16 protein-coding genes are annotated in these 22187 nt (G+C 67.0%); 6 read left to right on the plus strand and 10 right to left on the minus strand.

Translation table 11 applies throughout. The features are described from left to right. Positions 1-4 precede the first annotated feature (4 nt). Positions 5-2593, plus strand: coding sequence for a glycosyltransferase family 87 protein (locus CLV29_RS12770; RefSeq protein ID WP_133755461.1), 2589 nt, complete (start codon positions 5-7; stop codon positions 2591-2593). A 30-nt stretch (positions 2594-2623) separates the two neighbouring features. Here CLV29_RS12770 and CLV29_RS12775 read toward each other — a convergent pair whose 3' ends face one another. Continuing rightward, a complete protein-coding gene (locus CLV29_RS12775) occupies positions 2624-3256 on the minus strand; it encodes a TetR/AcrR family transcriptional regulator (RefSeq protein WP_243831923.1) in 633 nt (210 codons plus the stop codon). Positions 3257-3360: 104 nt separating this feature from the next. Here CLV29_RS12775 and CLV29_RS12780 point away from each other — a divergent pair, with 104 nt between their 5' ends. The 5 genes from CLV29_RS12780 (at position 3361) to CLV29_RS12800 (ending at position 12654) form a co-directional block, all read left to right on the plus strand. Next, complete coding sequence (locus tag CLV29_RS12780; RefSeq protein ID WP_133755463.1) at positions 3361-6279, plus strand: MMPL family transporter; 2919 nt, start codon at positions 3361-3363, stop codon at positions 6277-6279. Further along, on the plus strand, positions 6276-9569 hold the full coding sequence (locus CLV29_RS12785; RefSeq protein WP_133755464.1) for a YhgE/Pip family protein: 3294 nt from the start codon (positions 6276-6278) through the stop codon (positions 9567-9569). The genes CLV29_RS12780 and CLV29_RS12785 overlap by 4 nt, the downstream gene beginning before the upstream one ends. 49 nt (positions 9570-9618) lie before the next feature. Next, positions 9619-10413, plus strand: coding sequence for a tyrosine-protein phosphatase (locus CLV29_RS12790; protein WP_133755465.1), 795 nt, complete (start codon positions 9619-9621; stop codon positions 10411-10413). Positions 10414-10540: 127 nt separating this feature from the next. Beyond that, a complete protein-coding gene (locus CLV29_RS12795) occupies positions 10541-10999 on the plus strand; it encodes a MarR family winged helix-turn-helix transcriptional regulator (RefSeq protein ID WP_166649267.1) in 459 nt (152 codons plus the stop codon). Positions 11000-11019: 20 nt separating this feature from the next. Then, the gene (locus CLV29_RS12800) at positions 11020-12654 is read left to right on the plus strand and encodes an MDR family MFS transporter (protein ID WP_133755467.1); all 1635 of its coding nucleotides are present in this window, start codon (positions 11020-11022) and stop codon (positions 12652-12654) included. 8 nt (positions 12655-12662) lie between these two features. Here the strand turns inward: CLV29_RS12800 and CLV29_RS12805 are convergent, their stop codons facing one another. From CLV29_RS12805 to CLV29_RS12845, 9 genes are all read right to left on the minus strand, one after another. Next, positions 12663-13397, minus strand: coding sequence for an AAA family ATPase (locus tag CLV29_RS12805; RefSeq protein WP_133755468.1), 735 nt, complete (start codon positions 13395-13397; stop codon positions 12663-12665). Positions 13398-13495: 98 nt separating this feature from the next. Further along, the gene (locus CLV29_RS12810) at positions 13496-13939 is read right to left on the minus strand and encodes a thioesterase family protein (protein ID WP_133755469.1); all 444 of its coding nucleotides are present in this window, start codon (positions 13937-13939) and stop codon (positions 13496-13498) included. Then, the gene (locus CLV29_RS12815; protein ID WP_133755470.1) at positions 13936-14880 is read right to left on the minus strand and encodes a 3-hydroxyacyl-CoA dehydrogenase NAD-binding domain-containing protein; all 945 of its coding nucleotides are present in this window, start codon (positions 14878-14880) and stop codon (positions 13936-13938) included. The genes CLV29_RS12810 and CLV29_RS12815 overlap by 4 nt, the downstream gene beginning before the upstream one ends. Next, positions 14877-15770: a beta-keto acid cleavage family enzyme gene (locus CLV29_RS12820; protein WP_133755471.1), complete on the minus strand. Its 894-nt coding sequence runs from the start codon at positions 15768-15770 to the stop codon at positions 14877-14879. Before CLV29_RS12820 ends, CLV29_RS12815 begins: the two co-directional genes overlap by 4 nt. 30 nt (positions 15771-15800) lie before the next feature. Continuing rightward, entirely contained in the window at positions 15801-16919 is a 1119-nt protein-coding gene (locus tag CLV29_RS12825) for a serine hydrolase domain-containing protein (RefSeq protein WP_133755472.1), read from the minus strand. A 4-nt stretch (positions 16920-16923) separates the two neighbouring features. Beyond that, the gene (locus CLV29_RS12830) at positions 16924-18720 is read right to left on the minus strand and encodes a dipeptide ABC transporter ATP-binding protein (protein WP_133755473.1); all 1797 of its coding nucleotides are present in this window, start codon (positions 18718-18720) and stop codon (positions 16924-16926) included. Beyond that, positions 18720-19577, minus strand: a complete 858-nt coding sequence (locus tag CLV29_RS12835) for an ABC transporter permease (protein WP_133755474.1) — start codon at positions 19575-19577, stop codon at positions 18720-18722. Before CLV29_RS12835 ends, CLV29_RS12830 begins: the two co-directional genes overlap by 1 nt. Beyond that, positions 19574-20608: an ABC transporter permease gene (locus CLV29_RS12840; RefSeq protein WP_133755475.1), complete on the minus strand. Its 1035-nt coding sequence runs from the start codon at positions 20606-20608 to the stop codon at positions 19574-19576. The genes CLV29_RS12835 and CLV29_RS12840 overlap by 4 nt, the downstream gene beginning before the upstream one ends. Beyond that, positions 20605-22164 carry an ABC transporter substrate-binding protein gene (locus tag CLV29_RS12845; RefSeq protein WP_133755476.1) on the minus strand — a complete coding sequence of 520 codons (1560 nt, stop codon included), beginning with the start codon at positions 22162-22164 and terminating at the stop codon, positions 20605-20607. Before CLV29_RS12845 ends, CLV29_RS12840 begins: the two co-directional genes overlap by 4 nt. Positions 22165-22187 lie beyond the last annotated feature (23 nt).

A 22187-nucleotide genomic window follows, 5' to 3' on the forward strand; every position in this document is an offset into this window, starting at 1 on the left:
TTCGATGAGTGCTACCCAGACCCGCCCGCCGGTCGTACCGGCGAACCCGTCCACCCCATCGCGGGGCTTCGCCGAGCGGGTACGCGATGCCTTCGGCGGGCCGCCGGGGCAGCATGCCACGGGCGTCGGCAATTGGGTGAACATGCCGGTGCTGCTCGCCCTGTTGGCGACGCTCACCTGGTTGGTCACCACCATCCGGCAGCAGGCATGTCTGCCCGGTGGCGGTGACGGGTTCGCCAACTTCTGCTACTCCGACCTGTCGCCGATCTACACCGCGCTCGGTGGCGCGGGCAATCAGGTCTACTTCGACTCCGCGATCGATCAGCCGGTGCTGACCGGCTACCTGATCGAGGTGATCCGGTTCGTCATGGGCGCCTTCGGCGCCGAAACCGGTGCCGTCACCGATGCCGATGCCTCGACCTTCATCGGATTCGCCACGGTCGTCCTCTTCGGCTGCTTCCTGGTCGCGGTCTTCGCCACCGCCCGGATCCAGCGACGCTGGCGTGAAGGCGTGATGCTCGCCGTCTCCCCGGCGGTGGTGATGACCGGCCTGATCAACTTCGACCTCTTCGCCGTCGCCCTCACCATGGTCGCCCTGGCCCTGTGGTCGCGCCGCAACCCGGTCGCCGCCGGTGCTTTCCTCGGCCTGGCGATGGCGGCCCGGATCTACCCGGCGGTGCTGCTGATCGCGCTGCTGATCGTCTGCATCCGGGGCCGTCGGGTCCCCGAGTGGCTGAACCTGCTCGGTGCCTTCCTGCTGACCTGGGCCCTGGTGAACCTGCCGGTGATGCTGCTCGCCCCGGCAGCCTGGACGGAGTCCTGGACGGCCAACACCAGCCTCGGATCGATCTGGTACGTGCTCGGTCAGGCCGGTACCGAGGTGCCGGAGGTCGGCGACCTGTCGACCGTGCTGTTCATCCTCGCCTGTATCGGGATCGCCGCGGTGGCCTTCCTCGCCGAACGCCGCCCGCGGGTCGCCCAGGTCAGCTACCTGGTGGTCTGGGCGATGTTCGTCACCAATGCCGACTACCGCCCGCAGTACGCGCTGCTGCTGGCCGCGCTGATGGTGATCGCCCGGCCGAACTGGCGGGACTGGGCGATCTTCAGCTTCGGCGAGGTCTTCTACGTCTTCGCCGTCTGGGCCTACCTGGGCGGTTCCCTGGACAGCTCTGCCGGTGACGGGGCCCCGGCCTACGATCTGGCGGTCGTGCTGCGGATGGCCACCCAGACCTGGGTGGCGGCGATGGTGGTGGTCGACATCTGGCGACCGGCTCGCGATCCGGCACGGACCCGCGGCGGGGAGGACCCGGGCGCCGGAGTCCTGCGCGGTGCCGCCGATGCGGAGTGGGTGGCGCGCTGGCGGGCGTACCTGATCCCGTGGCCGGTGCTGTGGGGCCGCTTCTGGCGTGGCGAGGCCGAGCCGGGTACGCCCGCGCTGGCGCCGCTGGCCCCGCCGATGAAGGAGGGGCCGGGCGGATTCCGGGAGATCGTCGGCGTCTGGTTGATCGGCCGGGCCTCGATCGTGCTCACCGGTGCGATGGTGATGATGGTCCTCGGACTGTCCTTCTTCGAGATCATCTGGCGTTGGGACACCGAACGCTTCATGACCATCGCCCAGTACTGGTACCCCTCGATCGACACCACCTATCGCGCGTTCTACCCCGGCTGGCCGATGGTGCTGCAGCTGAACCCGGTGCAGTTGTTCGGTCTCAGCAGCGATCCGGAGACGATCCGGCTCAGCATCGCCGTCTGGGGTGTGCTGATCGCCACCGCCTGTTCGCTGGTGGCTGCTGCTGCGCTGGTGAAGCTCGGCGGGCGCTGGGCGGCATTCGGCTGGATCTTCGCCCCGATGGCGGTGTTCACGATGATGCCGTACTCCGAATCACTGTTCTGTGCCTTCGCCTTCTGGGCCTGGCAGCGCGCCCGGGCCGATCGCTGGTGGCAGGCCGCCCTGCTGGCCGGATTGGCCAGCACCGTCCGGGTGTCGGGGCTGTTCCTGATCGGCGCCCTGGTGGTGATGATCCTGGTCTGGGCCGGGATCGACTGGCGCGGACGGTTGCGTCGACTCGCCTGGCTGGTCGTCTCGGTCGCCCTGCTCGGCGCCTACACCGTCTACCTGTATCTGCTGACCGGAAACTGGTCGGCCTGGTCACAGGCCCAGGAGGAGGGCTGGGCGCGATCGTTCACCATGCCCTGGACCTCGGTGGAGAACACCTTGAAGGTGCTCGACCCGAACGGTTCCTATGTCGACCAGCCGTTCATCATGTTGATCTTCGTCCTGGAGGCGGTCGCCTGGTTCCTCGGTTTCGTCGTGGTCGGCTGGTGCGTCCGGAAGAAGCTGTGGGCCGAGGCCGCCTATGTGGCGGTGCAACTGCTGGCCTTCTCCACCTCCTACTGGTTGCAGTCGGTGAACCGGGCGATCCTGATCTGGTTCCCGTTGTGGGTGATGCTCGCCCATCTGTTGCTGGTCGAGCCGAAGACCACGCTGGGTGCTCGTGCGCAGACGGTGTTCCGGGTCGGCTGGATGGTGATCAGTCCGCTGATGATGGTGCTCTGGGCGTGGCTGTACTTCACCGGTGAATGGGCCAGCTGAGCACCGACCCGTCCGCGGTGGCGCCGGAAGTCAGTCTTCCTGGGGGTGCCGCGGCAGCAACAGTGACTGCAGCAGCGGTTTGAGGATCCGGACCAACTTGGCCCGGTCGAAACTGCCGGTCAGCAACAGCTCCGAGGCGATGTAGGTGTGCAGCATGAAGAACAGCTCGGCCGCTTCGGTCTCCTCGATCACCCAGACGAAGTCGACACTCAGCACCGCCTTGCGCATCAGTTCGGCGACCGAGCGCAGCAGGCCGTCCAGCAGCACCCGGTGCTGCTGGGCGAAGCGCGGTGAGCGGGCGGCATAGAGCTCGATCTCGGCCTGCAGCAACGCATCGGTACGGGTCGGCGGTTGCAACCGCAGCATCAGGTCGGCCACCCCGTCGGTCAGCCGGTCGAAGCTGACTTCGGCATCGGTCTCGGCCAGCAGGCCGAGGATCTCGATGGTGTGGTCGAGGTTCACGCGCTTCCAGCGCTCGACCAAGGCGATGACCAGGTCGTCCTTGGAGCCGAAATTGGAGTAGAACGCACCCCGGGTGAATCCGGCGCTCTCGCAGATCTCCTCCACGGTCGCGGCAAGGATCCCCCGCTCGGCGAAGACCTCGGTCGCGGCGTCGGCCAGCTTCTCCCGGGTCTGCGCGCGGCGCTCGCTGATCTGCGTCATCGGAATCTACGAACCTTCAGGGTTGGGACATCGACATCTACTGGATACAGTACCGTATCGGATACATCGATGTATCGAGTTCGATCCCCCAGTTGAGGACCGTGATGTCGAGATACCTGTATGCACTTGGACGGCTGGCATTCCGCCGGCGCGGTCGGGTGCTGGCCGCCTGGCTGCTGGCCCTGCTCGCCTTCGGTGGGATCGGTGCCGTCGTCATGCAGCCGTTCAACGACGACTTCGAGATCCCGGGCGCGGAATCGATGGCGGCCCTGGACCAGCTCGAGCAGACCTTCCCGCAGGTGGCGGGGACCTCGGCGCTGGTGGTCGTGGTCACCCCCGAGGGCGGAGACATCGAGGAAGCCGATTACAAGGAGGCGATCGAGGACTTCCGCGACGACGCCGAGGACCTGGACTTCGTCGACAGTGTGGCCGATCCCTATGACGACCAGGTCGAAGGACTGATCAACTCCGACCACCGGGCAGCCCTGCTGCAACTGCAGCTGGACATCGAACAGACCGACTTCAGCGACGCCGACGATGCCCAACTGCAGGAGGTGACCGAGCAGCTCCGACAGGAGCTGCCCGCGGGGTCGACTGCCGATCTCGGCGGTGAGGTCTACAACGTCAGCATCCCCGGGCTGAGCGTCGTCGAACTGCTCGGCGTGGCGATCGCCCTGGTGGTGCTGACGATCACCCTCGGGTCGATCATTGCCGCCGGTATGCCGCTGATCACCGCGATTATCGGTGTCGCGGTCTCGATGTCCTTGTTGCTGCTGTCCACCAGTCTGTCCAGCATCAGTTCGACCACCCCGATGCTGGCGATGATGCTCGGTCTGGCGGTCGGGATCGACTACGCGCTGTTCATCATCTCCCGCCACCGCGACCAGCTGCGGGCCGGGATGCCGGTGGAGGAGTCGGCGGCCAGGGCGGTCGCCACCGCCGGCTCGGCGGTCGTCTTCGCCGGTCTGACCGTGATCATCGCCCTGTGCGGGTTGGCGGTGGCGAACATCCCGTTCCTCACCGTGATGGGCGGATTCGCGGCGTTGACCGTCGCCCTGGCGGTGCTGATCGCGCTCACGCTGCTGCCGGCGCTTCTCGGTTTCGCCGGTGAACGGTTGCGGCCGCGGCCGAAGAAGCATGAACGGGTCGCGCGGAGGAACGGCGCCGGCGGGGGCCGACAGCAGGTCACCACGCCGACCGCCCTGACCAACGGCTCGTCGGTCGACGGGGTGTCGGCCAATGGAGCTGGGGCGAATGGAGCTTCGGTCAACGGCTCCTTCCCGGCAGCGGCGCCGGACCGGGCGGCGAAGAAGCCACGGAAGGGCTTCTTCCTGCTGTGGGTCCGGGCGGTGACGAAGGTGCCGATCCTGACCGTCGTGGTGGTGGTTGCCGCCCTGGGGGCCCTGTCGCTGCCCGCCGCCGGACTGACCCTGGCCCTGCCGAACAGTGGTGAGAACCCGTCGGACCAGCCCGACCGGATCACCTACGATCTGGTGACCGAGTACTACGGACCCGGATACAACGGGCCGCTGATCGTGACCGCCGACATCATCGGCACCGACGATCCGCTGGACGTGATGGACGGCATCGCCGACGACATCGAGGACCTGCCGGGAGTCGCCGAGGTGCCGCTGGCCACACCGAACGAAAATGCCGACACCGGCATCGTCCAGGTCGTACCCACCACCGGTCCGGCCGACCCGGCGACCGGCGAGCTGGTCGAACGGCTGCGGGCGATGGAACCGGAGTGGCTGGACGAGTACGACGTGCAGACCGCCGTCACCGGAAACACCGCCGTGCAGATCGATGTCACCGACCGGCTGGGCGCAGCCCTGGTTCCGTTCGGCATCTTCGTCGTCGGTCTGTCGGTGATCTTGTTGATGATGGTCTTCCGTTCGCTGGTCGTACCGATCAAGGCAGCCGTCGGGTACCTGCTGAGCGTCGGTGCGGCGATGGGCGCGACCACCTTGGTCTTCAACCAGGGGTACGGCAAGGAGCTGATCCATCTGGAGCAGGCCGGGCCGGTGATTTCCTTCTTCCCGATCCTGTTGATGGGCATCCTGTTCGGCCTGGCCATGGACTACGAGGTCTTCCTGGTCTCCCGGATGCGGGAGGACTACGCCCACGGCAAGCCCGCCAGGCAGGCGATCGAGGACGGCTTCGTCGCCTCCGCTCCGGTCGTGGTCGCGGCCGCGGTGATCATGTTCTCGGTCTTCGCCGTCTTCGTGCCCGAGGGCGAGGGAGCGATCAAGCCGATCGCCTTCGGCCTGGCCGTCGGTGTCTTCATCGACGCCTTCATCGTCCGGATGATCTTGGTCCCGGCGGTGCTGGCGATGCTCGGTGACAAGGCGTGGTGGCTGCCGCGCTGGCTGGACAAGGCGCTTCCGTCGATGGATGTCGAGGGTGAGCGGCTGGCGCATCTGCTGAAGCTGAGCGGATGGCCGGCCGATGCCGACCGGTGGAATCTCTACACCGAGGAGCTGCTGCCCGGTGTCGGTGGGACACCACTGACCCAGCCGGTCGATCTGCAGCTGGAGAAGCGACAGGTGTTGGTGATCGAGGCCGACAGCGGGCTGCGCGCGCCGATGATGCTGGCGCTGTCGGGACGGATGAAGATCATCGGCGGACAGGCCCGGGTGGCCGGTGCCCTGCTGCCGGACGAGGCCAGCGATGTCCGCCGCCGGACCGAGTTCGTCGATGCGGTGAACAATCGCAGCGTCACCGACGAGTTGCTCGACAGCATCCGCTCCGATGCGGCGGTGATCTTCGTCGACGGTGCCGACGCCTTGCACTCCCATGGTGAGCGCGAACTCTTGGCCGAACTGATCGCCACCGTCGGCGCCGCCGATTCACCTCGATCGCTGGTCCTCGGGGTGGCCGATGCCGCCCTGGTCGACCATCTGCTGGCCGGTGGGTATCACCATCTCGCGTTGCGTGGGCCGCAGCCCGAACAAGCCCCCACACCGGCTGCTGCCGGTGACAATGAGCCGGCACTGGCCGGCGGTGCAGGAGTGGTGCGATGAAGTTGGAGCGCGCGCGTACCGGGAAACCGGTGAGCTGGCTGACCCTGCTCGGGTTGTTCCTGATCCCGGTGATCGTGGCCGGTGGGTTCCTGGCTGCCACCTGGGGGGCCGGCGACCGGCTCGACCGGGTGCAGGCGGCAGTGGTGAACCTCGACGAGGGAACCCACATCGACGGTGAGTTCGTACCGCTCGGACGGCAGCTCGCTGCCGGTCTGATCACCGAGGACGACGACAACTTCGCCTGGTCGCTGGCCGATCAGGAGAATGCCGAGCAGGGCCTGGCCTCGGGCAAGTTCGCGGCGGTGGTGACCATCCCCGAGGACTTCTCCAGGGATGCCACCAGCTTCTCCGACGCGGCCGATGCCACGCAGGCGATCGTCCATGTCGAGACCTCGACGGTCTCCGGCGTCGCCGATTCGGTGATCGGTCAGCAGATCGCGAATGTGGCTGCGGCGACCACGGGCCGGGAGCTGACCGAGAACTATCTGGACAACGTCTACGTCGGGTTCAACGACACCGGTGACGGTATGCACGAGCTGGCCGACGGTACGTCCCAGCTCGCCGACGGTGCCTCCCAACTCGACGACGGTCTGGACGAGTACACCGACGGCGTCTCCCAGGCCGGTGACGGGATCGGCGAACTCGCCGACGGCCTCGATCAACTGTCGGCCAATGGTGGCGAACTGACCAGTGGTACCGCCGGGCTGGCGTCCGGCGCAGGTGAACTCGCCACCGGCCTGCAGACGGCTGCCGACGGCACCGCCGAGCTGCCCGCGCAGACCCAGCAACTGGCCGACGGTATGAGTGATCTGTCCACCGGTCTCGGTGAGGCAGCGGCCGGCGGCCAGCAGGCGGCCACCGGGCTGAACCAGTTGGCCCCCGGCGTCCGCGGTGCCGCGGATGGTTCTGCGGAGATTGCTGGTGGTTTGGGGCAGATCACGCCGGGGATTCGGCAGTCGGCGGATGGTTCTGCGGAGATTGCTGGTGGTTTGGAGCAGATCACGCCGGGGATTCGGCAGTCGGCGGATGGTTCTGCGGAGATCGCTGGTGGTCTGGGGCAGATCACGCCGGGCGTTCGGCAGTCGGCCGATGGTGCCGAGCAGGTCGGTGGGGCGCTGACCGAATCGGCCGCTGGCGCGCGCGAACTGAGTCAGGGCAACACGGAGTTGGCCGCGGGGCTGCGAGAGTTTGCGGACGGCTCCGACAAGCTGATGGATGGAGCTACTCGCTTGCGGCAGGGTGCCGATGGCTTACAAGTTCTCCCAACTGGACTCGCGCAACTGAGTGAAGGCGCCGAGCAACAGCAAGAAGGCTTGGAGGACTTCACCGAAGGCTTCGAGCAGCTCAACAGCGAAGGCATCCAGCCCCTGACCGACGGCGTGGAGCAACTGGACGCGGTCGATCCAGACGACCTGGAGCAGCTCTCGGATGCCTCCAGCCAAGTCGATTCCGGTGCGTCTGCACTGAGCGGTGGGTTGAACGAGTACCAGCAGTACCTCGGGCAGCTCGAGCAGGGAGCCGGGCTGGACTGCCCCTACGACGGGGAGGAGAACGGTGACGAGTTGTGCGAGGCCTACCTCGCCGGTGCCGCCGACAGCGCACAGGCCGCTGATGCGGCGCTCGACTCCGAGGACGGCTCGCTGGTTGATGCCGCGGCGTCCCTGGCCGACGGCACCTCCGCGCTCGACTCCGGTGTGCAGCAGTTGGCCGACGAGCTGACCGCTTTCGCCGAGGAGCTGCCCGAGCTGATCAACGGCGCCGAGGAAGTGTCTGCCAATGCCGATCAGCTGGCCGCAGCCGCCCCGCAGCTGCGGGACGGAGGAGCGCAGATCACCGCCGCGATCAGCGGTTTCGCCACGGGAGCCACCGAGTTCGCCGATGGAGCGGTCCAATGGGCCGACGGTGCGGTTGACTTCGCCTCACAGCTCAACGGTGGTCTGCAGCAGTTGGCGGCGGGTAGTGACGAACTGGCCACCGGCAACGCGGCCCTTGCTGATGGCCTCGACCAGTTGAACGAAGAGGGAGCCGCCCCGTTGGCGGACGGCCTCGATCAGGCGGCGACTGGGTTGGAGCAGTTGACTCCGGGTGCGGTTGAGTTGTCGACCGGTTTGGATCAGGCGGCGACTGGGTTGGAGCAGTTGACCCCGGGTGCGGCCGAGCTGTCCACCGGCCTGGACCAGGCCGCGACTGGGTTGGAGCAGTTGACTCCCGGTGCGGCCGAGCTGTCCACCGGCCTGGACCAGGCCGCGACCGGGTTGGAGCAGTTGGCCCCCGGGGTGCAGGATCTCGCCGACGGCGTCGGCGAGGCAGCCACCGGTTCGACCCAGTTGGCCGACGGTACCCAGCAGTTGGCCACCGGTCTGGGCGCCCTGCCCGAGCAGCTCGGGCAGGCGGCCGACGGGGCAGATCAGCTCGCCACCGGAGCCGCCCAGCTGTCCGACGGGGTCGGCCAGTACGTCGACGGCGTCGACCAGGTCGCCGTCGGTGCCGGGCAGGCGGCCGACGGAATGACCCAGCTGGACGAGGCCGGGTCGCAGCTGACGGACGGTTCCTCACAGTTGGCCGACGGAACCGACGAGCTGGCAACCAACATCGACGACTCGTTGGACGACCTGCCGAGCTACAGCAGTGCCGAGCGCAATCGGCTCTCGACCATGGTCTCGGAGCCCGTCACCACGGTCGACAGCGGCGGCGGTGCGCTGCTGCCGGAATCGACGGCCACGACCTTGTTGATGATCCTGGCCCTCTGGCTGGGCGGCCTTGCGACCTTCCTGGTGCTCTCGGCCGTACCGTCCGGTGTGCTGCGGTCCCGGGAGTCCTCCGCACGGTTGGTGGCGAGGGCACTGACCCCGGGCGCTGTGATCGCTGCCGTCCAGGCGTTGGCGCTGACCATCGTCGGCCAGATCGTGCTGGACCTGAGCTTCGGCAAGGTGATCGGCGTCTTCGCCTTCCTGGTCTTCGCCGGCTGGACCTTCCTCGCGGTGAACCATGCGCTCGTCGCCTGGCTCGGCGGCTTCGGCCGGCTGATCTCGGTGGCGATGGTGGTGCTGACCGCCGGTTCGGGGATCCTCTCGGCCGTACCGGGGTGGTTCTCCGCGCTGCTGCCGTTCTCCCCGTTGACGCCGGCCCTGACCGGGATCCGGGCGGTGGTGATGGATGGTGCCGGGCTGACCGACGCCGTCATCGGCTGTCTGCTCTGGCTGTTGCTCAGCACCGTCGCCGCGATCGCCGCGGTGGTCCGCAGCCGGACCGCCGACCCGCGTACCTTCGCCCGACCGGTGCACGCCTGATGCCGGACCGGCCCGCTGCCGACGGGCCGGTCCGGATAGGCTCGGCGCCATGGCGTGGTTGAGCTTCGAGTCCCTGGTGAACGCGCGTGATCTGGGAGGTACGCCCACCGCCGACGGCAGGTCGGTGCAGCCGGGCCGGCTGCTCCGCTCGGACAATCTGCAGGACCTGACCCCGGCCGATGTCGGGCAACTCCTCGAGCTGGGCCTGACCGATGTGATCGACCTGCGCAGCGACTTCGAGGTCACCCGGGAAGGCCCCGGACCGATGAACTCCGAACCCTCGGTGAGGGTGCATCGCTACACCTTCCTGCCCGAGGCCGACCACACCCCGTTGCCGACCGACGATGAGGAGGATGTGGCCGAGGTCGCCGCCCGTGCACTGCCCTGGGTCGGGCTCGAGGCGACGGTCAAGCATGACAATCCCTATGCCTCGCACTACCTGTCCTACCTCGCCGACAAGCCGGCCCAGGTCGCCGGCGCCCTGCGTACCATCGCCGAAGCCGAGGGTGCGGTGCTGGTGCACTGTGCCGCCGGCAAGGACCGCACCGGGACCACCATCGCGCTGGCCCTGATGCTTGTCGGTGCCGAGGAGGACGCGGTGATCGACGACTACGCACTGTCCTCGGAACGGATGCAGTTGATCATCGACCGGCTGTCGGCCTCCACCACCTACCGGGAGAACCTGGCAGGCCGGCCGCTGAGCTCGCACATGACCCGGCCGGACACCATGCGCGCCTTCATCGACCACCTGGTCGAGGAGTACGGCAGTGTGCAGCAGGCGCTGCAGCGGATCGGCTGGACCGACGCCGACACCGAGCGGCTGCGGGCCAAGCTGCTCGACTGAGCTCTTCCTCCTGCCCGCCCGGCGACGGTAGGGAGAAAAAAGCCGGAAGAACGGGAATGGACGAACCCTGCCTCCAGTTATATGTTTGCGGTAAGCAACTAATGGGAGAGGGTGGCGTCGGATGACGATGAGTGAGCAGCAGGCTCGCGAGTTGATCCAGTCACTGGGGTCGATGTCACGCACCTTGAAGGCGATCGGCCGGAACAAGGAGAACAGCATCGCCACGTCCAGGGTGTACACCCTGCGACAACTGCAGACCGACGATCTGCGGGTCAGTGAGCTGGCCCACCGACTTTGCGTCGACACCTCGGTGACGACCCGGATCGTGCAGTCGCTGGAGACCGACGGCCTGGTCACGCGGACCGCGGATCCGGCCGATCGACGGGCGTCCTTGATCAGCATCACCGAGGCCGGCCGCCGGGCCCTCGCCCGCCGGGACGACTGGGCGGTCGCCCGTACCCGGGAACTGTTTGCCGATTGGAGCGACGAGGATGCCGCTACCGCCACCGCGATCGTGGCCCGACTGCAGGTCGCGATCCAGGACTTCGATCAGTCAGCGCCGACCGTCGAGCCGGCCAACCACTGAGTGAAAGCGACATCGATCACATGAGCAATGAACGACCGTGGCCGAGCGCGACCACCGACAACCACAATCAGCCGGACGGCGACCCGACACCCGTCACCACCGCGCCGCCCGGTGGTGATGCACCGGCAGAACCCCTGAGCCACAACGAGATCCTGAAGGTGATGACCGGACTCCTCGGGGTCCTGTTCACTGCCATGCTGGCCACCACCATCGTCTCCACCGCGCTGCCGACGATCATGGCCGACCTGAACGGCACCCAACGGCAGTACACCTGGGTGATCACCGCCTCGCTGCTGGCGATGACGGTGTCCACCCCGATCTGGGGCAAGCTGTCCGACGTCTTCAGCAAGAAGTTGCTGGTGCAGCTGTCGATCCTGTTGTTCGTGCTCGGTTCCATCGGTGCCGGCCTGTCCACGGCCATCGCGCCGCTGATGATCTTCCGCGCCGTCCAGGGCCTGGCCATGGGTGGTCTGACCGCACTCACCCAGTCGATCATGGGATCGATCATCAGCCCGCGTGACCGTGGCCGCTACAGCGGCTACATGGCTGCGGTGATGACGGTCAGCACGGTCGCCGGCCCGGTGATCGGCGGTGTCATCACCGACACCCTCGGTTGGCGCTGGTGCTTCCTGATCGTGGTGCCGATCGCGGTCGCCGCCTCGATCCTGCTGCAGCGGACCCTGCAGCTCGAACACCACCCGCGGAAGGTCCACTTCGACTACGCCGGCGCACTGCTGTTCACCATCGCCGCCGCGCTGCCGATGCTCTGGGTCACCTTCGCCGGTGAGGACTACGCCTGGCTGTCCTGGCAGACCCTGGCCTTCGCCGTCGGTTTCGGCGTCGCCGCCGGACTGGCCGTCTTCGTCGAGTTGCGTTCGCCCGAACCGATCGTCCCGCTGCGAGTGCTGGCGAACCGCACCAGCATCCTGATGATCGTCGCCGGTATGGGTGCCGGTGTCTCGATGTTCGCCTCCGGTGTGTTCATGACCCAGTTCTTCCAGCTCGCCGGCGGGTACGAGCCGACCATCGCCGGTTTGATGACCATCCCGTTGATCATCGCGCAGATGCTGTCCACCACCATCGGTGGACAGATCGTCAGCCGTACCGGACGTTGGAAGCCGTTGATGATCGGCGGCAGCGTGCTGCTGGTGATCGGGCTGTTCATGCTCGGCACGGTGGACCACACCACGCCGTACGCCTTCGTCGCGATCTCGATGTTCGTGATGGGTCTGGGAATCGGCACCATGGTCCAGAACACGGTGCTGGCCGTGCAGAACTCGGTGGCATTGAAGGATGTCGGATCGGCCTCGGCAACGGTCTCCTTCTTCCGCTCCCTGGGTGGCGCAGTGGGCGTTTCCGCCCTCGGCGCGGTGCTGGCCTCGCAGGTCCAAGGGCATGTGTCTACCAGCCTCGTCCAGGCCGGTGTCGATCCCTCGGTGCTGGGCTCCTCGGGCGGCAACCTGGACATCGGGGCGCTGCCTGCGGCCGTGCAGACGATCGTCCACCAGGCCTACGGTGACTCCTTCGGTCTGCTCTTCCAGATCGCCGGTGTGATCTCGGTGGTCGTGCTCGCGGCGGTGATCTTCGCCAAGGAGACCCGACTGCGCAGCACCATCGACCTGCCGGAGGAACCGAAGGTCGACCTCCAGGCCTGATCGGCCGATCAGTCGAGCAGTTGGCGAAGGTAGCGGTCCGGGGCGTCGAGGTAGCGGCGCCAGTGCTCGACGAGCTCGAGGTCCTGCCAGGCGGTGTGACGGATGCCCCAGTCGCCGATCTCCAGGATCTCGGCGCCGGGCGAGGAGGCCAGGACGGGGGAGTGGGTCGCACAGATGACCTGATTGCCCAGTTCGGTGGCCTGGCGCAATACCCCGATCAGCCGCAGGGTGGAGGAGAAGGACAGGGCTGCCTCGGGCTCGTCCAGGACCAGCAGCCCTTGGGGGAACCGTGGGTTGATGGCCCAGTCGATCAGCGCGTTGAAGGACTGACCGTGGCTCATCGAGTGGTAGTCGGCATGGGAACCGCCGGGGAGCGACTCGATCCAGCTGAACCAGCCGTGCATGGTCTCGGCCCGGAGGAAGAACCCGTTGCTCCGTTGTGAGCCGAGGCCGCGCTGCAGGGTCAGCGCCTCGGCCAGCCCGGACTCGCTCGACCGGGTGCTGTGGGTCGCACTGGTGGTGCCGCCCTCGGGGGACAGACCGTAGGCGATCGCGATCGCCTCGACCAGGGTCGACTTGCCCGAGCCGTTCTCGCCGACCAGGAAGGTGACTCCGGGCGAGAAGTCCAGACCCTCGGCCAGCAACTGCGCGACGGCCGGGATCGACGCCGGGTAACGGTCGGTGTCCAGACCATGACCGCCCCGGGCCGAGACGCGGACCAGCGGATGGGTGTCGAAGGCCATGGGGTCAGTCTGCTCCAACGGTCCGTCGGGTCGGCGGATCCGGGTGGCGGGGCAGCGCAGGTGCTCGCACACCGCCCGACCCACCCAGGCTCAGGCTCTCAGCCGATGGGGCGGATCCGTCCCGAGGCCTCGGCCGGCGGTGGCACCACCGCAGCGCGCAACTGTTCGGCGATCTCCGGCGGGAACGCCGAGGAGGCCCCGTCGGTGACATGGACCCCTAGCGTCTCCATGGTCGCCCGGAGGCGCTCGCCGGCCCACAGCTCGTGCCACAGCCAGATCAGTTTCCGGTTCGCACCGATCACCGAGGACCGGACCTCGACGGCATCGGCCCCCCGTACCTCGGCCAGATAGCGCACATGATTCTCCACGGTGTAGACCGAGGAACCGGTCCGGCCGGGATACTGCGGCCCCATGCCGAAACGACTGAGCACCGAGTCGGTGGCATTGCCCATGATCAGCACGTAGAAGGCCTCCGACAGGTGGCCGTTGTAGTCGATCCAATCCGGCCGGATCGGTTCGCTCCAGATCATTGGTTCGCTCATACCCGGCCCAATGCTCGCAGGATCGCGATCACACCGGCGTCCCGCTCGGCGACCAACTCGTCGATGCTCCGATCGCCGGCCTCCTCGGCACAACCGTCGACCACCGCATCGCGCAGCTCGGCGGTCAGCTCGGGAGCCTCCAACCTGGTCCACGGTGACTTCAGCGACGGCCCGAAGTGATCCAGCATGTGCGCCATGCCGCCCTGTCCACCCGCCAGGTGGAAGGTCAGCAGCGGACCTTGGATCGGCCACCGGAGCCCGGGGCCGTCGGTGATCGACAGGTCGATCTGTTCGACCGTCGCCTCACCGGCGTTCACCATGTGCAGGGCCTCTCGCCACAACGCCTCCTGCAACCGGTTGGCGATGAATCCCGGCACCTCCGACTGCATCGTGATCACCGACTTGCCGGCGTACCGGAAGAAGTCCGAGGCCCAGGTCACCGTGTCCTCGCTGGTCAGCTTTCCCCCGACCACCTCCACCAACGGGATCAGGTACGGCGGATTGAACGGGTGGCCGACCACGGTCCGCTCGGGATGTGCGCATCGGGTCTGCATGTCACTCATCGGATATCCGGAGGTGGAGGAGGAGATCACCACCTCCGGTGCCGTCACGGCGTCGATCCGCGCCAGCAGGTCCTGTTTCAGTTCCAGGTCCTCCGGTGCGCTCTCCTGGATGAAATCCGTCTCCGAGCAGGCACGTGCCAGATCGGGCTCGAAGGTCAGCCGGGCCCGGTCCGCGCTGTCGGCCAACCCCAGGTCGGTCAACGCCGGCCATGCCGCATCGATCAGATGGCGCAGCCGACCCTCCGCGCCCGGCGCAGGGTCCCAGGCGATCACGTCGAACCCGCGGGCCAGGAAGTAGGCACCCCAGCCGGCACCGATCACCCCGGTCCCGACACAGGTGATCGTCCGTACCTGGTCCGGCCCGACCCGCCCGGTCATCGCGTGGTCCTCGAGGACAGGGCGAGGATCTCCCGTGCCTCGTCGGCGGTGGCCACCTTGGCGCCCATGGTCTCGATGATCGTCCGGGCGGCGGTCACCAGGTCGGCATTGGTCGCCTTCACCCCGCGTCTGAGGTAGAGGTTGTCCTCCAGGCCCACCCGGACATGACCGCCGAGCAGGATCGACTGCGCGACCCACGGCAACTGCATCGGGCCGAGGGCGAAGGAGGCCCACACGGCCTCCGGCGGCAGCTGGTTGACGATCGTGGCGAGCAGCTGCGGATCCGCGGGCATGCCGTACGGGACGCCCATGCAGAGCTGGAACATCGCCGGTGAGTCGATCAAACCCTCGCTCACGAGTTCCTTGGCGAACCACAGGTGACCGGTGTCGAAGATCTCCATCTCCACCCGGACCCCGAGCTCCTGGATCCGCTTGGCGCCGTCGCGAAGGATGTCGGGCGTACTGACATAGACCAGTGAGCCGTCACCGAAGTTCAGGCTACCGCAGTCGAGGGTGCAGATGTCGGGCAGCAGTTCCTCGACATGCGCCAGCCGCTCCACCCCGTTCACCAGGTCCGTTCCCTCGACGAAGGTGGTCGGCTCCGACGGGTCGAGCATCAGGTCCCCGCCCATTCCCGCCGTGGTGTTGATCACCACGTCCACATCCGCGGCCCGGATCAGATCGACCGCCTCGCGGTAGAGCCCCACCTCCCGCGATCCCTTGGCGGTCTCGGGATCGCGGACGTGGACATGCACGATCGCGGCACCTGCCCGGGCCGCCTCGATCCCGGCTGCAGCAATCTGTTCCGGAGTCACCGGTACGTGTTCGGAGCGGCCCGGTGTCTCACCGGCGCCGGTCAGGGCACAGGTGATGATCACATTACGATTCATGACGGTGAACCTCCTTCATCGACGGTCTTCTCATTTCATCGATGCCACGACATTGAGCAGGGCATGGATGCCCAGGTAGGAAAGATCACGGAACGCGCGATCGACCAGGAACTCCGAGTAGGGCCACAATGACGTCTTCACCACCACCGCACCGGTTTCGCGATCGATCGCGGCGAACTGCCCGCGGCTGCCGTCGGCGGTGACCCGTCGGCCGGCATCGTCCATGGGCCACCAGTGCAGTCCGAAACCCGCATGGGTGGTCAGCGAACTCGGCAGTCGTCCGACGCCGAGGTAGGGCAGCGGCGGGCTGACCGCCTGTTCCACCCAGTCGGTCGACAACACCCTTCGACCCGCCAGGTTCGAGCCGTCACGCAGGAGGGCCGCGATCCTCGCCCAGTCGCGGGTACAGGCCGCCAGGCCCCCGCCGGCCAGTGCGACACCTTCTCCGTCGACCGACACAGAGGCGGTGTCGGTGGCCCCGAGCAGATCCCACAGCCGGCCGAGCTCCTCGGCGTAGCCGGTTCCGGTCGCCCGCTCCCGCACCCAGTCGAGAACCTGCGAATCCGGGGTGCAGTAGGCGTACCGACGCCCGGGCTCCACGGCACCCGGTATCGCGCTCAGCTGCCTTCGGGAATCGGTTCCCTGGTGAAAACTGCCGATCAGCCGGGAGGCTGCGGAGTTCTCGTCCCAGTAGTCCTCGTCCCAGCCGACGCCGCTGGTCATCGTCAACAGATCGATCACCCTGACCCAGCTGTAACCTGAACCACTGAGCTCGGGGACCAGGTCGACGACCAGGCTCTGCAGGTCCAGGACCCCGGAATCGACCGCCTCCCCCACCAGGTGGGAGAGCGCCGACTTGGTCATCGATGCGCCGAGGAACCGCGTCCATGGCCCGAACCCCGGTGCGTACCACTCGTGGACGATGGTGTCGTCGATGATCAACAGCAACGATGTGGTGTGGGTGTGATCCCGCCACGCGTCGAGGTCCCAGGTCGTGCCGGCACCGTCGATGCGCACCTCGAGCGACTGCAGATCCTCCGGCCAGGGCAGCGGGGACTGTGAGGCCCGCAGCATGTCCACCCGGTGGTGAGGATCCGCCTGCGGATCCACGAATCCCAGGCCGGACAGAACCGAGATGTCGTCCGTCACCGGATCATTCGATCCGTGGGCTGTTGGCCAACAGTTTCCGGGTGTACTCCTGCTTCGGACTCTCCATCACCGTGACCACGGGACCGGCTTCGACGACTTGCCCGGCGCGCAGGATCTCCACCCGGGAGGCGATCGAGCGCACCAGTGCCAGATTGTGGGTGACGAAGATCATCGCGATACCGCGTTCCTGCCGCAGCCGCTCCAGGAGCGAGACGATCGATCCCTGGACGGAGACGTCGAGCGCGGAGGTGATCTCGTCACAGATCAACACATCCGGTTCCGCGGCCAACGCCCGGGCGATCGCCACCCGTTGCCGCTCACCGCCGGAGAGCCGGCTTGCCTGATACTTGAGTACGGCCGGCCCCAGGGCGACCTGATCGAGCAGTTCCACGACGCGGTCGGTGGCGGCCCGTCCGGAGGCGAGGCCGAACAACTCCATCGGCCGGCGGACGATCTGTTCGATGGTCAGCCGCGGATTCAGTGACAGGTACGGGTTCTGGAAGATGTACTGGATCCTCTTGCGTTCAGCCGCAGTTCGTCGGCGGGCGCTGCGGGCAAGATCGACCCCGTCGAAGGTGACGGTGCCGGTCCATTCCCGGTGCAGACCGCCGATCGCCCGGGAGATGGTGGTCTTGCCGGATCCGGATTCGCCGACCAACGCGACCACCTCGGCCCGGGCCAGGTCGAAGTTCACATCGTGAACCACCTGCTTGCGTCCATAGAACACGTTCAGCTCGGAGACGTCCATGATCACCTCCCGGGTCGAGTCCGGGTCGGCGTCGCGTACATTGCCGCGGTTGATGTCCCAGGTGCCGATCTCACCGACCCGGAAGCAGCGCACCGAGTGATCGTCTGCGACCGGCTCCAGGGCGGGTACGGACTCCGCGCAGCTGTCCTCCCGTTCGCTGCACCGGTCATTGAACCGACATCCTGAAGGGCGTGCCCCGGGCGCCGGGGTACGGCCCGGGATGCCGGTCAGGGCACGGGCCTGACTCAGGTGGGGAATGGAGTCCAGCAACGCCCTGGTGTAGGGATGGGACGGGCTGTCGAAGATCGTCTCCTTCTCCCCGAGCTCGACGATCTGGCCGGCATACATGACAGCCACCCGGTCGGCGATGTTGGCCACCACGGCAAGGTCATGAGTGACGTACAGCGCGCTGACGCCGTACCGGCGACACAGTTCGGCCAGGGTTCGCAGCACCATGGCCTGGGTGGTCACGTCCAGACCGGTGGTCGGTTCGTCCAGCACCAGCACCTTCGGCCGCGGCAGGAATGCCATGGCCAGTGCCACCCGTTGGACCTGCCCGCCGGACAGCTGATGGGCATAGCGGCGCAGGAACTCGTCGTCATTGGGCAGGCCGACCTCGGCCAGCATGGCGCGGGCAGCCTCGTCACGGGAGGCTTTGGTGCCGATCCCGCGGAGTTCCTGCAGTTCGACGATCTGCCGGCCGATCCGGATCGCCGGGTTCAGTGCCGAAGCCGGGTCCTGCGGCACGTAGGCGATCTCCTCACCGCGTACGCGACGGACCTCCTGGGGTGACATCTGCAGTACGTCGCGGCCACCAAGCTCCACCGAGCCGGACGAGATCGTCGCTCCGGCGCGCGCGTAGGCCAGCAGCGAGGTGCCGACGGTGGTCTTGCCCGATCCGGATTCGCCGACCAGTCCGACCACCTCCCCGGGGTGCAGGGTGAGGTCGATGTCGTCGACGACGTCGACACCGGGGCGTCGGGTCAGGGTGACGCCGAGATCGGTGACCTGCAGTTCGTCGGCAGTCTCGAACTCATGGGCTGTTGCAGTCATCAGTTGCTCTCCGTCTGCGAGACCTGCGCGATGCCGTCGGCCAACAGGTTCGTGCCGACGGTGAACAGTGCGATCAGGAACACCGGTCCGAGCACCGACCACGGTTGAGTCGCCAGTGCCAGCCGGTTCTCCTGGATCATCTGGCCCCAGTTGGCCACACCCGGGTCGGCGGAGAACCCGAGGAAACCGAGAGAGGCGACGAGCCCGATCGAATAGGTCAACCTCAGGCCGGCCTCGGCCAGCAGCGGTGCGGTCATGTTCGGCAGCACCTCGGCCAGGATCACCCGGGAGCGTCGCTCACCGAGAGCCTCGGCGGCGATGACGAAATCGCGGGAGACGATGCCCAGGGCGACGCCCCGGGCGACCCGGGCCACCCGTGGCGCATGGGAGACTCCGACCAGCAGGATGATCAGCCAGACGGTCGGCTGATCCACCGCGGTCAGCACCAACAGGGCCAGCAGGATCTGCGGAAACGCCAGAGTGACGTCGTTCAACCGCATGATCACTTCGTCCCACCAGCCGCCGGAGTAGGCGGCGATGACGCCGATCAGGACCCCGAGGACCATTCCCAGCAGGGTGCCGAGAAGGGCGATCACGAGGATCGTCCGACCGCCGTACATCAAGCGGGTCAACACATCCTGTCCGAGGTAGTCGGTCCCCAGGATGCCGACCGCACTGAACGGCGGCCCGGCCACCTCATTCTCACCATAGGGAGCGAAGTAGGGCGCGAAGATCGCGAAGAGCACGATCAGCAGGGTGATCAGGCCACCGACGACGAAGCGCCGCTGACGTAGCGCCCGGCCGAGCAGCGAGGGTTCGGTCAGCGAATCGGTACCGGAGGTGTTCGTCGTGGTCATGCTGCGATCGCCGTCCTCGCGCGAGGGGTGAGCAGGATCGAGACGACGTCGGCGATCAGGTTCACCACCACGTAGACCGCGGCGATGATCATGCTCAGTGCCTGCACCATCGGTACGTCGTGGTTGCGTACCGAATCGACCAGTTGCAGTCCGATCCCGGGATAGGAGAAGAGGGTCTCGACGACCACCACGCCACCGGCCAGCCAGGCCAACTGCAGGGCGATCACCTGGACTCCGGGGACGATGGCGTTCAACAGTGCGTGTTTGCGCATGACGACGTTCTCCGGCACCCCCTTCAGCCGCGCCAGCTCGACGTAGTCGGAGTCGATCACCTCCAGCAGTGAGGCACGGACGATCCGGGAGACGTAGGGGGCGACCGCGAGGGCGAGCGTGGCCACCGGCAGGATCATCGCCTCCGGTTTGCTCCACGGCGATCTGCCCGGGATGTTGATCGTCACCGCGGGCAGGATCGTGAACACCGTGGTCGAGAACAGGGCGACCAGCAGGATGCCGATCACGAACTCGGGCAGCCCGGCCAGGGTCAGCAGGATCGTCTGGATGATCGAGTCCGGCCGGCGCCTCCGGAATCCGGCAGAGATCATGGCCACACCGAAGGCGAGCGGGATCATCACGATCGCCGACAGCAGCACCAGGACGAAGGTGTTCAGCACATTCGACGAGATCAACGAGGCCACCGGCTGCTGGTTGGCCAGGGAGATCCCGGCATCACCGGTAAGCAGGTTCCCCAACCAGCTGAGGTAACGCATCGGCAGTGGCTGATCGGTGTTCAGGAGTGCTTCCAACTCGGCGACCCGGCCGGGATTGGAGTTGTACTCCCGGCCGAGGATCGCCCGCACCGGGTCGCCCAGGGCCGAGGTGGCGACGAAGACCAGGACCGAGACCAGCCACAGGGTGAGCAGCGCGAGCCCCAGGCGGCGGGCGAGCCAGAGCAGCCAGGCCACGGCACCGGGAAGGCGTCGGGGGGTGGCCGATTCCTGCACGGGATCGGCCAGCGGGGTTGTCGTGCTCATTCCAGCGAGAGCTTCGAGAAGTTGTACGAGCCGAGCGGCAGGTACCTGCTGGGCTCGAGCCCCTGCACGGCGGCGGAGTAGCCGTCGACCTGTTGCCGGAAGCCCCAGATGATGTAGCCGCCCTCGTCGTACTCGATCTGCTGGGCATCCTGCAACAAGGTGTTCCGCTTCTCCTCGTCCAACGTGGAGGCGGCGGTGTTGATCAGATCGGTGAAGCTGTCGTTGTCGAAGTGAGTCTCGTTGTAGGTCCCGGTCGGGAGTGCGCAGACCGCGGCCTGCGGGATGTAGTTGCGGGTGTTCCAGAAGTCCTGGGCGAAGGTGTAGTTCAGGTACTCGTCGTCGTAGAAGGTGGGCTTCTTGGTCACCCGGACGTCGACCCCGGCCGCCTTGGCCTGTTCGGCGAAGAGATTGGCCGAGGCGGGGGCGACCGAACCGATGTCGTCACCGGTGAACAACTCCACCTGCAGACCCTCCTGGCCGGCCTCCCGCAACAACGACATGGCCTGTTCGATGTCCTGCTCGCGCTGCGGGAAGTCGCTGGCATAGGCCGGGTCGAAGGGGGCGTACATGTCATTGCCCAGTTGGCCGTAGCCGCTGAGGGTCTGTTCGATCATCTGGTTCCGGTCGACGATCAGTCGGAATGCCTGGCGTACCCGGTTGTCGGCGAAGGCGTCCTGATCGACCCGCATGGTGAAGGGCACCCAGGCGCCGGTGTCGGAGACCAATGCGCCACCGCCGGCGGCCTCGATCGTCGGGATCAGGTTGTAGGGCAGGTTGTCGACGGTGTGCACCTGGCCGGCCTGCAGTGCATTCACCTTCGCGTTGTCGTCGGGGAAGTCCTGGATGATCAACTCGTCGACGAGAGCTGCGTTGCCCCAGTAATCGGCGTACTTGGTGAAGGTGCTGGTCGAACCGGGGGTGAACGACGAGTACGCGAAGGGGCCGGTGCCGACCGGGTTCGCCGGGTCGTAGTCGGTGGGAACGATGCCCAGGGTGTACTCGGCCAGCAACATGTCGAGCACTGCATAGGGCGTGTTCAGGACCAGCTGCAGAGTCTGCTCGTCCACCACCTTGGTCGACTCGAAATCGATGATCTGGGACAACTGCCCACCGGCCGACAGCGGCGCATCGGGATCGGCGACCCGGGAGATGCTGAACCAGGCGTCCTCGGCGGTGACGCTCTTCCCGTTGTGGAAGGTGACTCCGGGACGGAGTTTGATCGTCCAGGTGGTGCCCTCGCTGTCGGCTTCGATCGATTCGGCCAGAGCCGGTTCGATCTCGTAGTCGTTGTTCCAGAACAGCAACGGTTCGTAGAGGTTGCAGACTCGGGCGATGTCGGGGTTGGTCACCGGCTGGTGGGCGTCCAGGGTGTCCTGAGGGCCACCACCGGTGGCGCCGTGGATCAGGGTCCCGCCCGCCGACTGGGTGCCCCCGCCGGAGTCGTCCCCACAGGCGGAGAGGAAGCTGCTGCCGGCGATTGCGGCACCGGCCATGCCTGAGTACTTGAGGAGCTGGCGTCGGGAGAGTTCCCGGGTCAGGCCTGGGCGATTGTTCACTTTGTGACTCCCCTGGTTCACGA

It is taken from the genome of Naumannella halotolerans (genome assembly GCF_004364645.1).
Taxonomy (GTDB): domain Bacteria; phylum Actinomycetota; class Actinomycetes; order Propionibacteriales; family Propionibacteriaceae; genus Naumannella; species Naumannella halotolerans.

Excerpts from the sequence above, each read along its gene's own strand:
- CLV29_RS12820 (WP_133755471.1), bottom strand. The coding sequence starts at position 15,770 with ATGAATCGTAATGTGATCATCACCTGTGCCCTGACCGGCGCCGGTGAG.
- CLV29_RS12815 (WP_133755470.1), bottom strand. The coding sequence starts at position 14,880 with ATGACCGGGCGGGTCGGGCCGGACCAGGTACGGACGATCACCTGTGTC.
- CLV29_RS12780 (WP_133755463.1), top strand. The coding sequence starts at position 3,361 with ATGTCGAGATACCTGTATGCACTTGGACGGCTGGCATTCCGCCGGCGC.
- CLV29_RS12775 (WP_243831923.1), bottom strand. The coding sequence starts at position 3,256 with ATGACGCAGATCAGCGAGCGCCGCGCGCAGACCCGGGAGAAGCTGGCC.
- CLV29_RS12810 (WP_133755469.1), bottom strand. The coding sequence starts at position 13,939 with ATGAGCGAACCAATGATCTGGAGCGAACCGATCCGGCCGGATTGGATC.
- CLV29_RS12795 (WP_166649267.1), top strand. The coding sequence starts at position 10,541 with ATGAGTGAGCAGCAGGCTCGCGAGTTGATCCAGTCACTGGGGTCGATG.
- CLV29_RS12800 (WP_133755467.1), top strand. The coding sequence starts at position 11,020 with ATGAGCAATGAACGACCGTGGCCGAGCGCGACCACCGACAACCACAAT.
- CLV29_RS12785 (WP_133755464.1), top strand. The coding sequence starts at position 6,276 with ATGAAGTTGGAGCGCGCGCGTACCGGGAAACCGGTGAGCTGGCTGACC.
- CLV29_RS12840 (WP_133755475.1), bottom strand. The coding sequence starts at position 20,608 with ATGAGCACGACAACCCCGCTGGCCGATCCCGTGCAGGAATCGGCCACC.
- CLV29_RS12830 (WP_133755473.1), bottom strand. The coding sequence starts at position 18,720 with ATGACTGCAACAGCCCATGAGTTCGAGACTGCCGACGAACTGCAGGTC.
- CLV29_RS12805 (WP_133755468.1), bottom strand. The coding sequence starts at position 13,397 with ATGGCCTTCGACACCCATCCGCTGGTCCGCGTCTCGGCCCGGGGCGGT.
- CLV29_RS12790 (WP_133755465.1), top strand. The coding sequence starts at position 9,619 with ATGGCGTGGTTGAGCTTCGAGTCCCTGGTGAACGCGCGTGATCTGGGA.
- CLV29_RS12835 (WP_133755474.1), bottom strand. The coding sequence starts at position 19,577 with ATGACCACGACGAACACCTCCGGTACCGATTCGCTGACCGAACCCTCG.
- CLV29_RS12770 (WP_133755461.1), top strand. The coding sequence starts at position 5 with ATGAGTGCTACCCAGACCCGCCCGCCGGTCGTACCGGCGAACCCGTCC.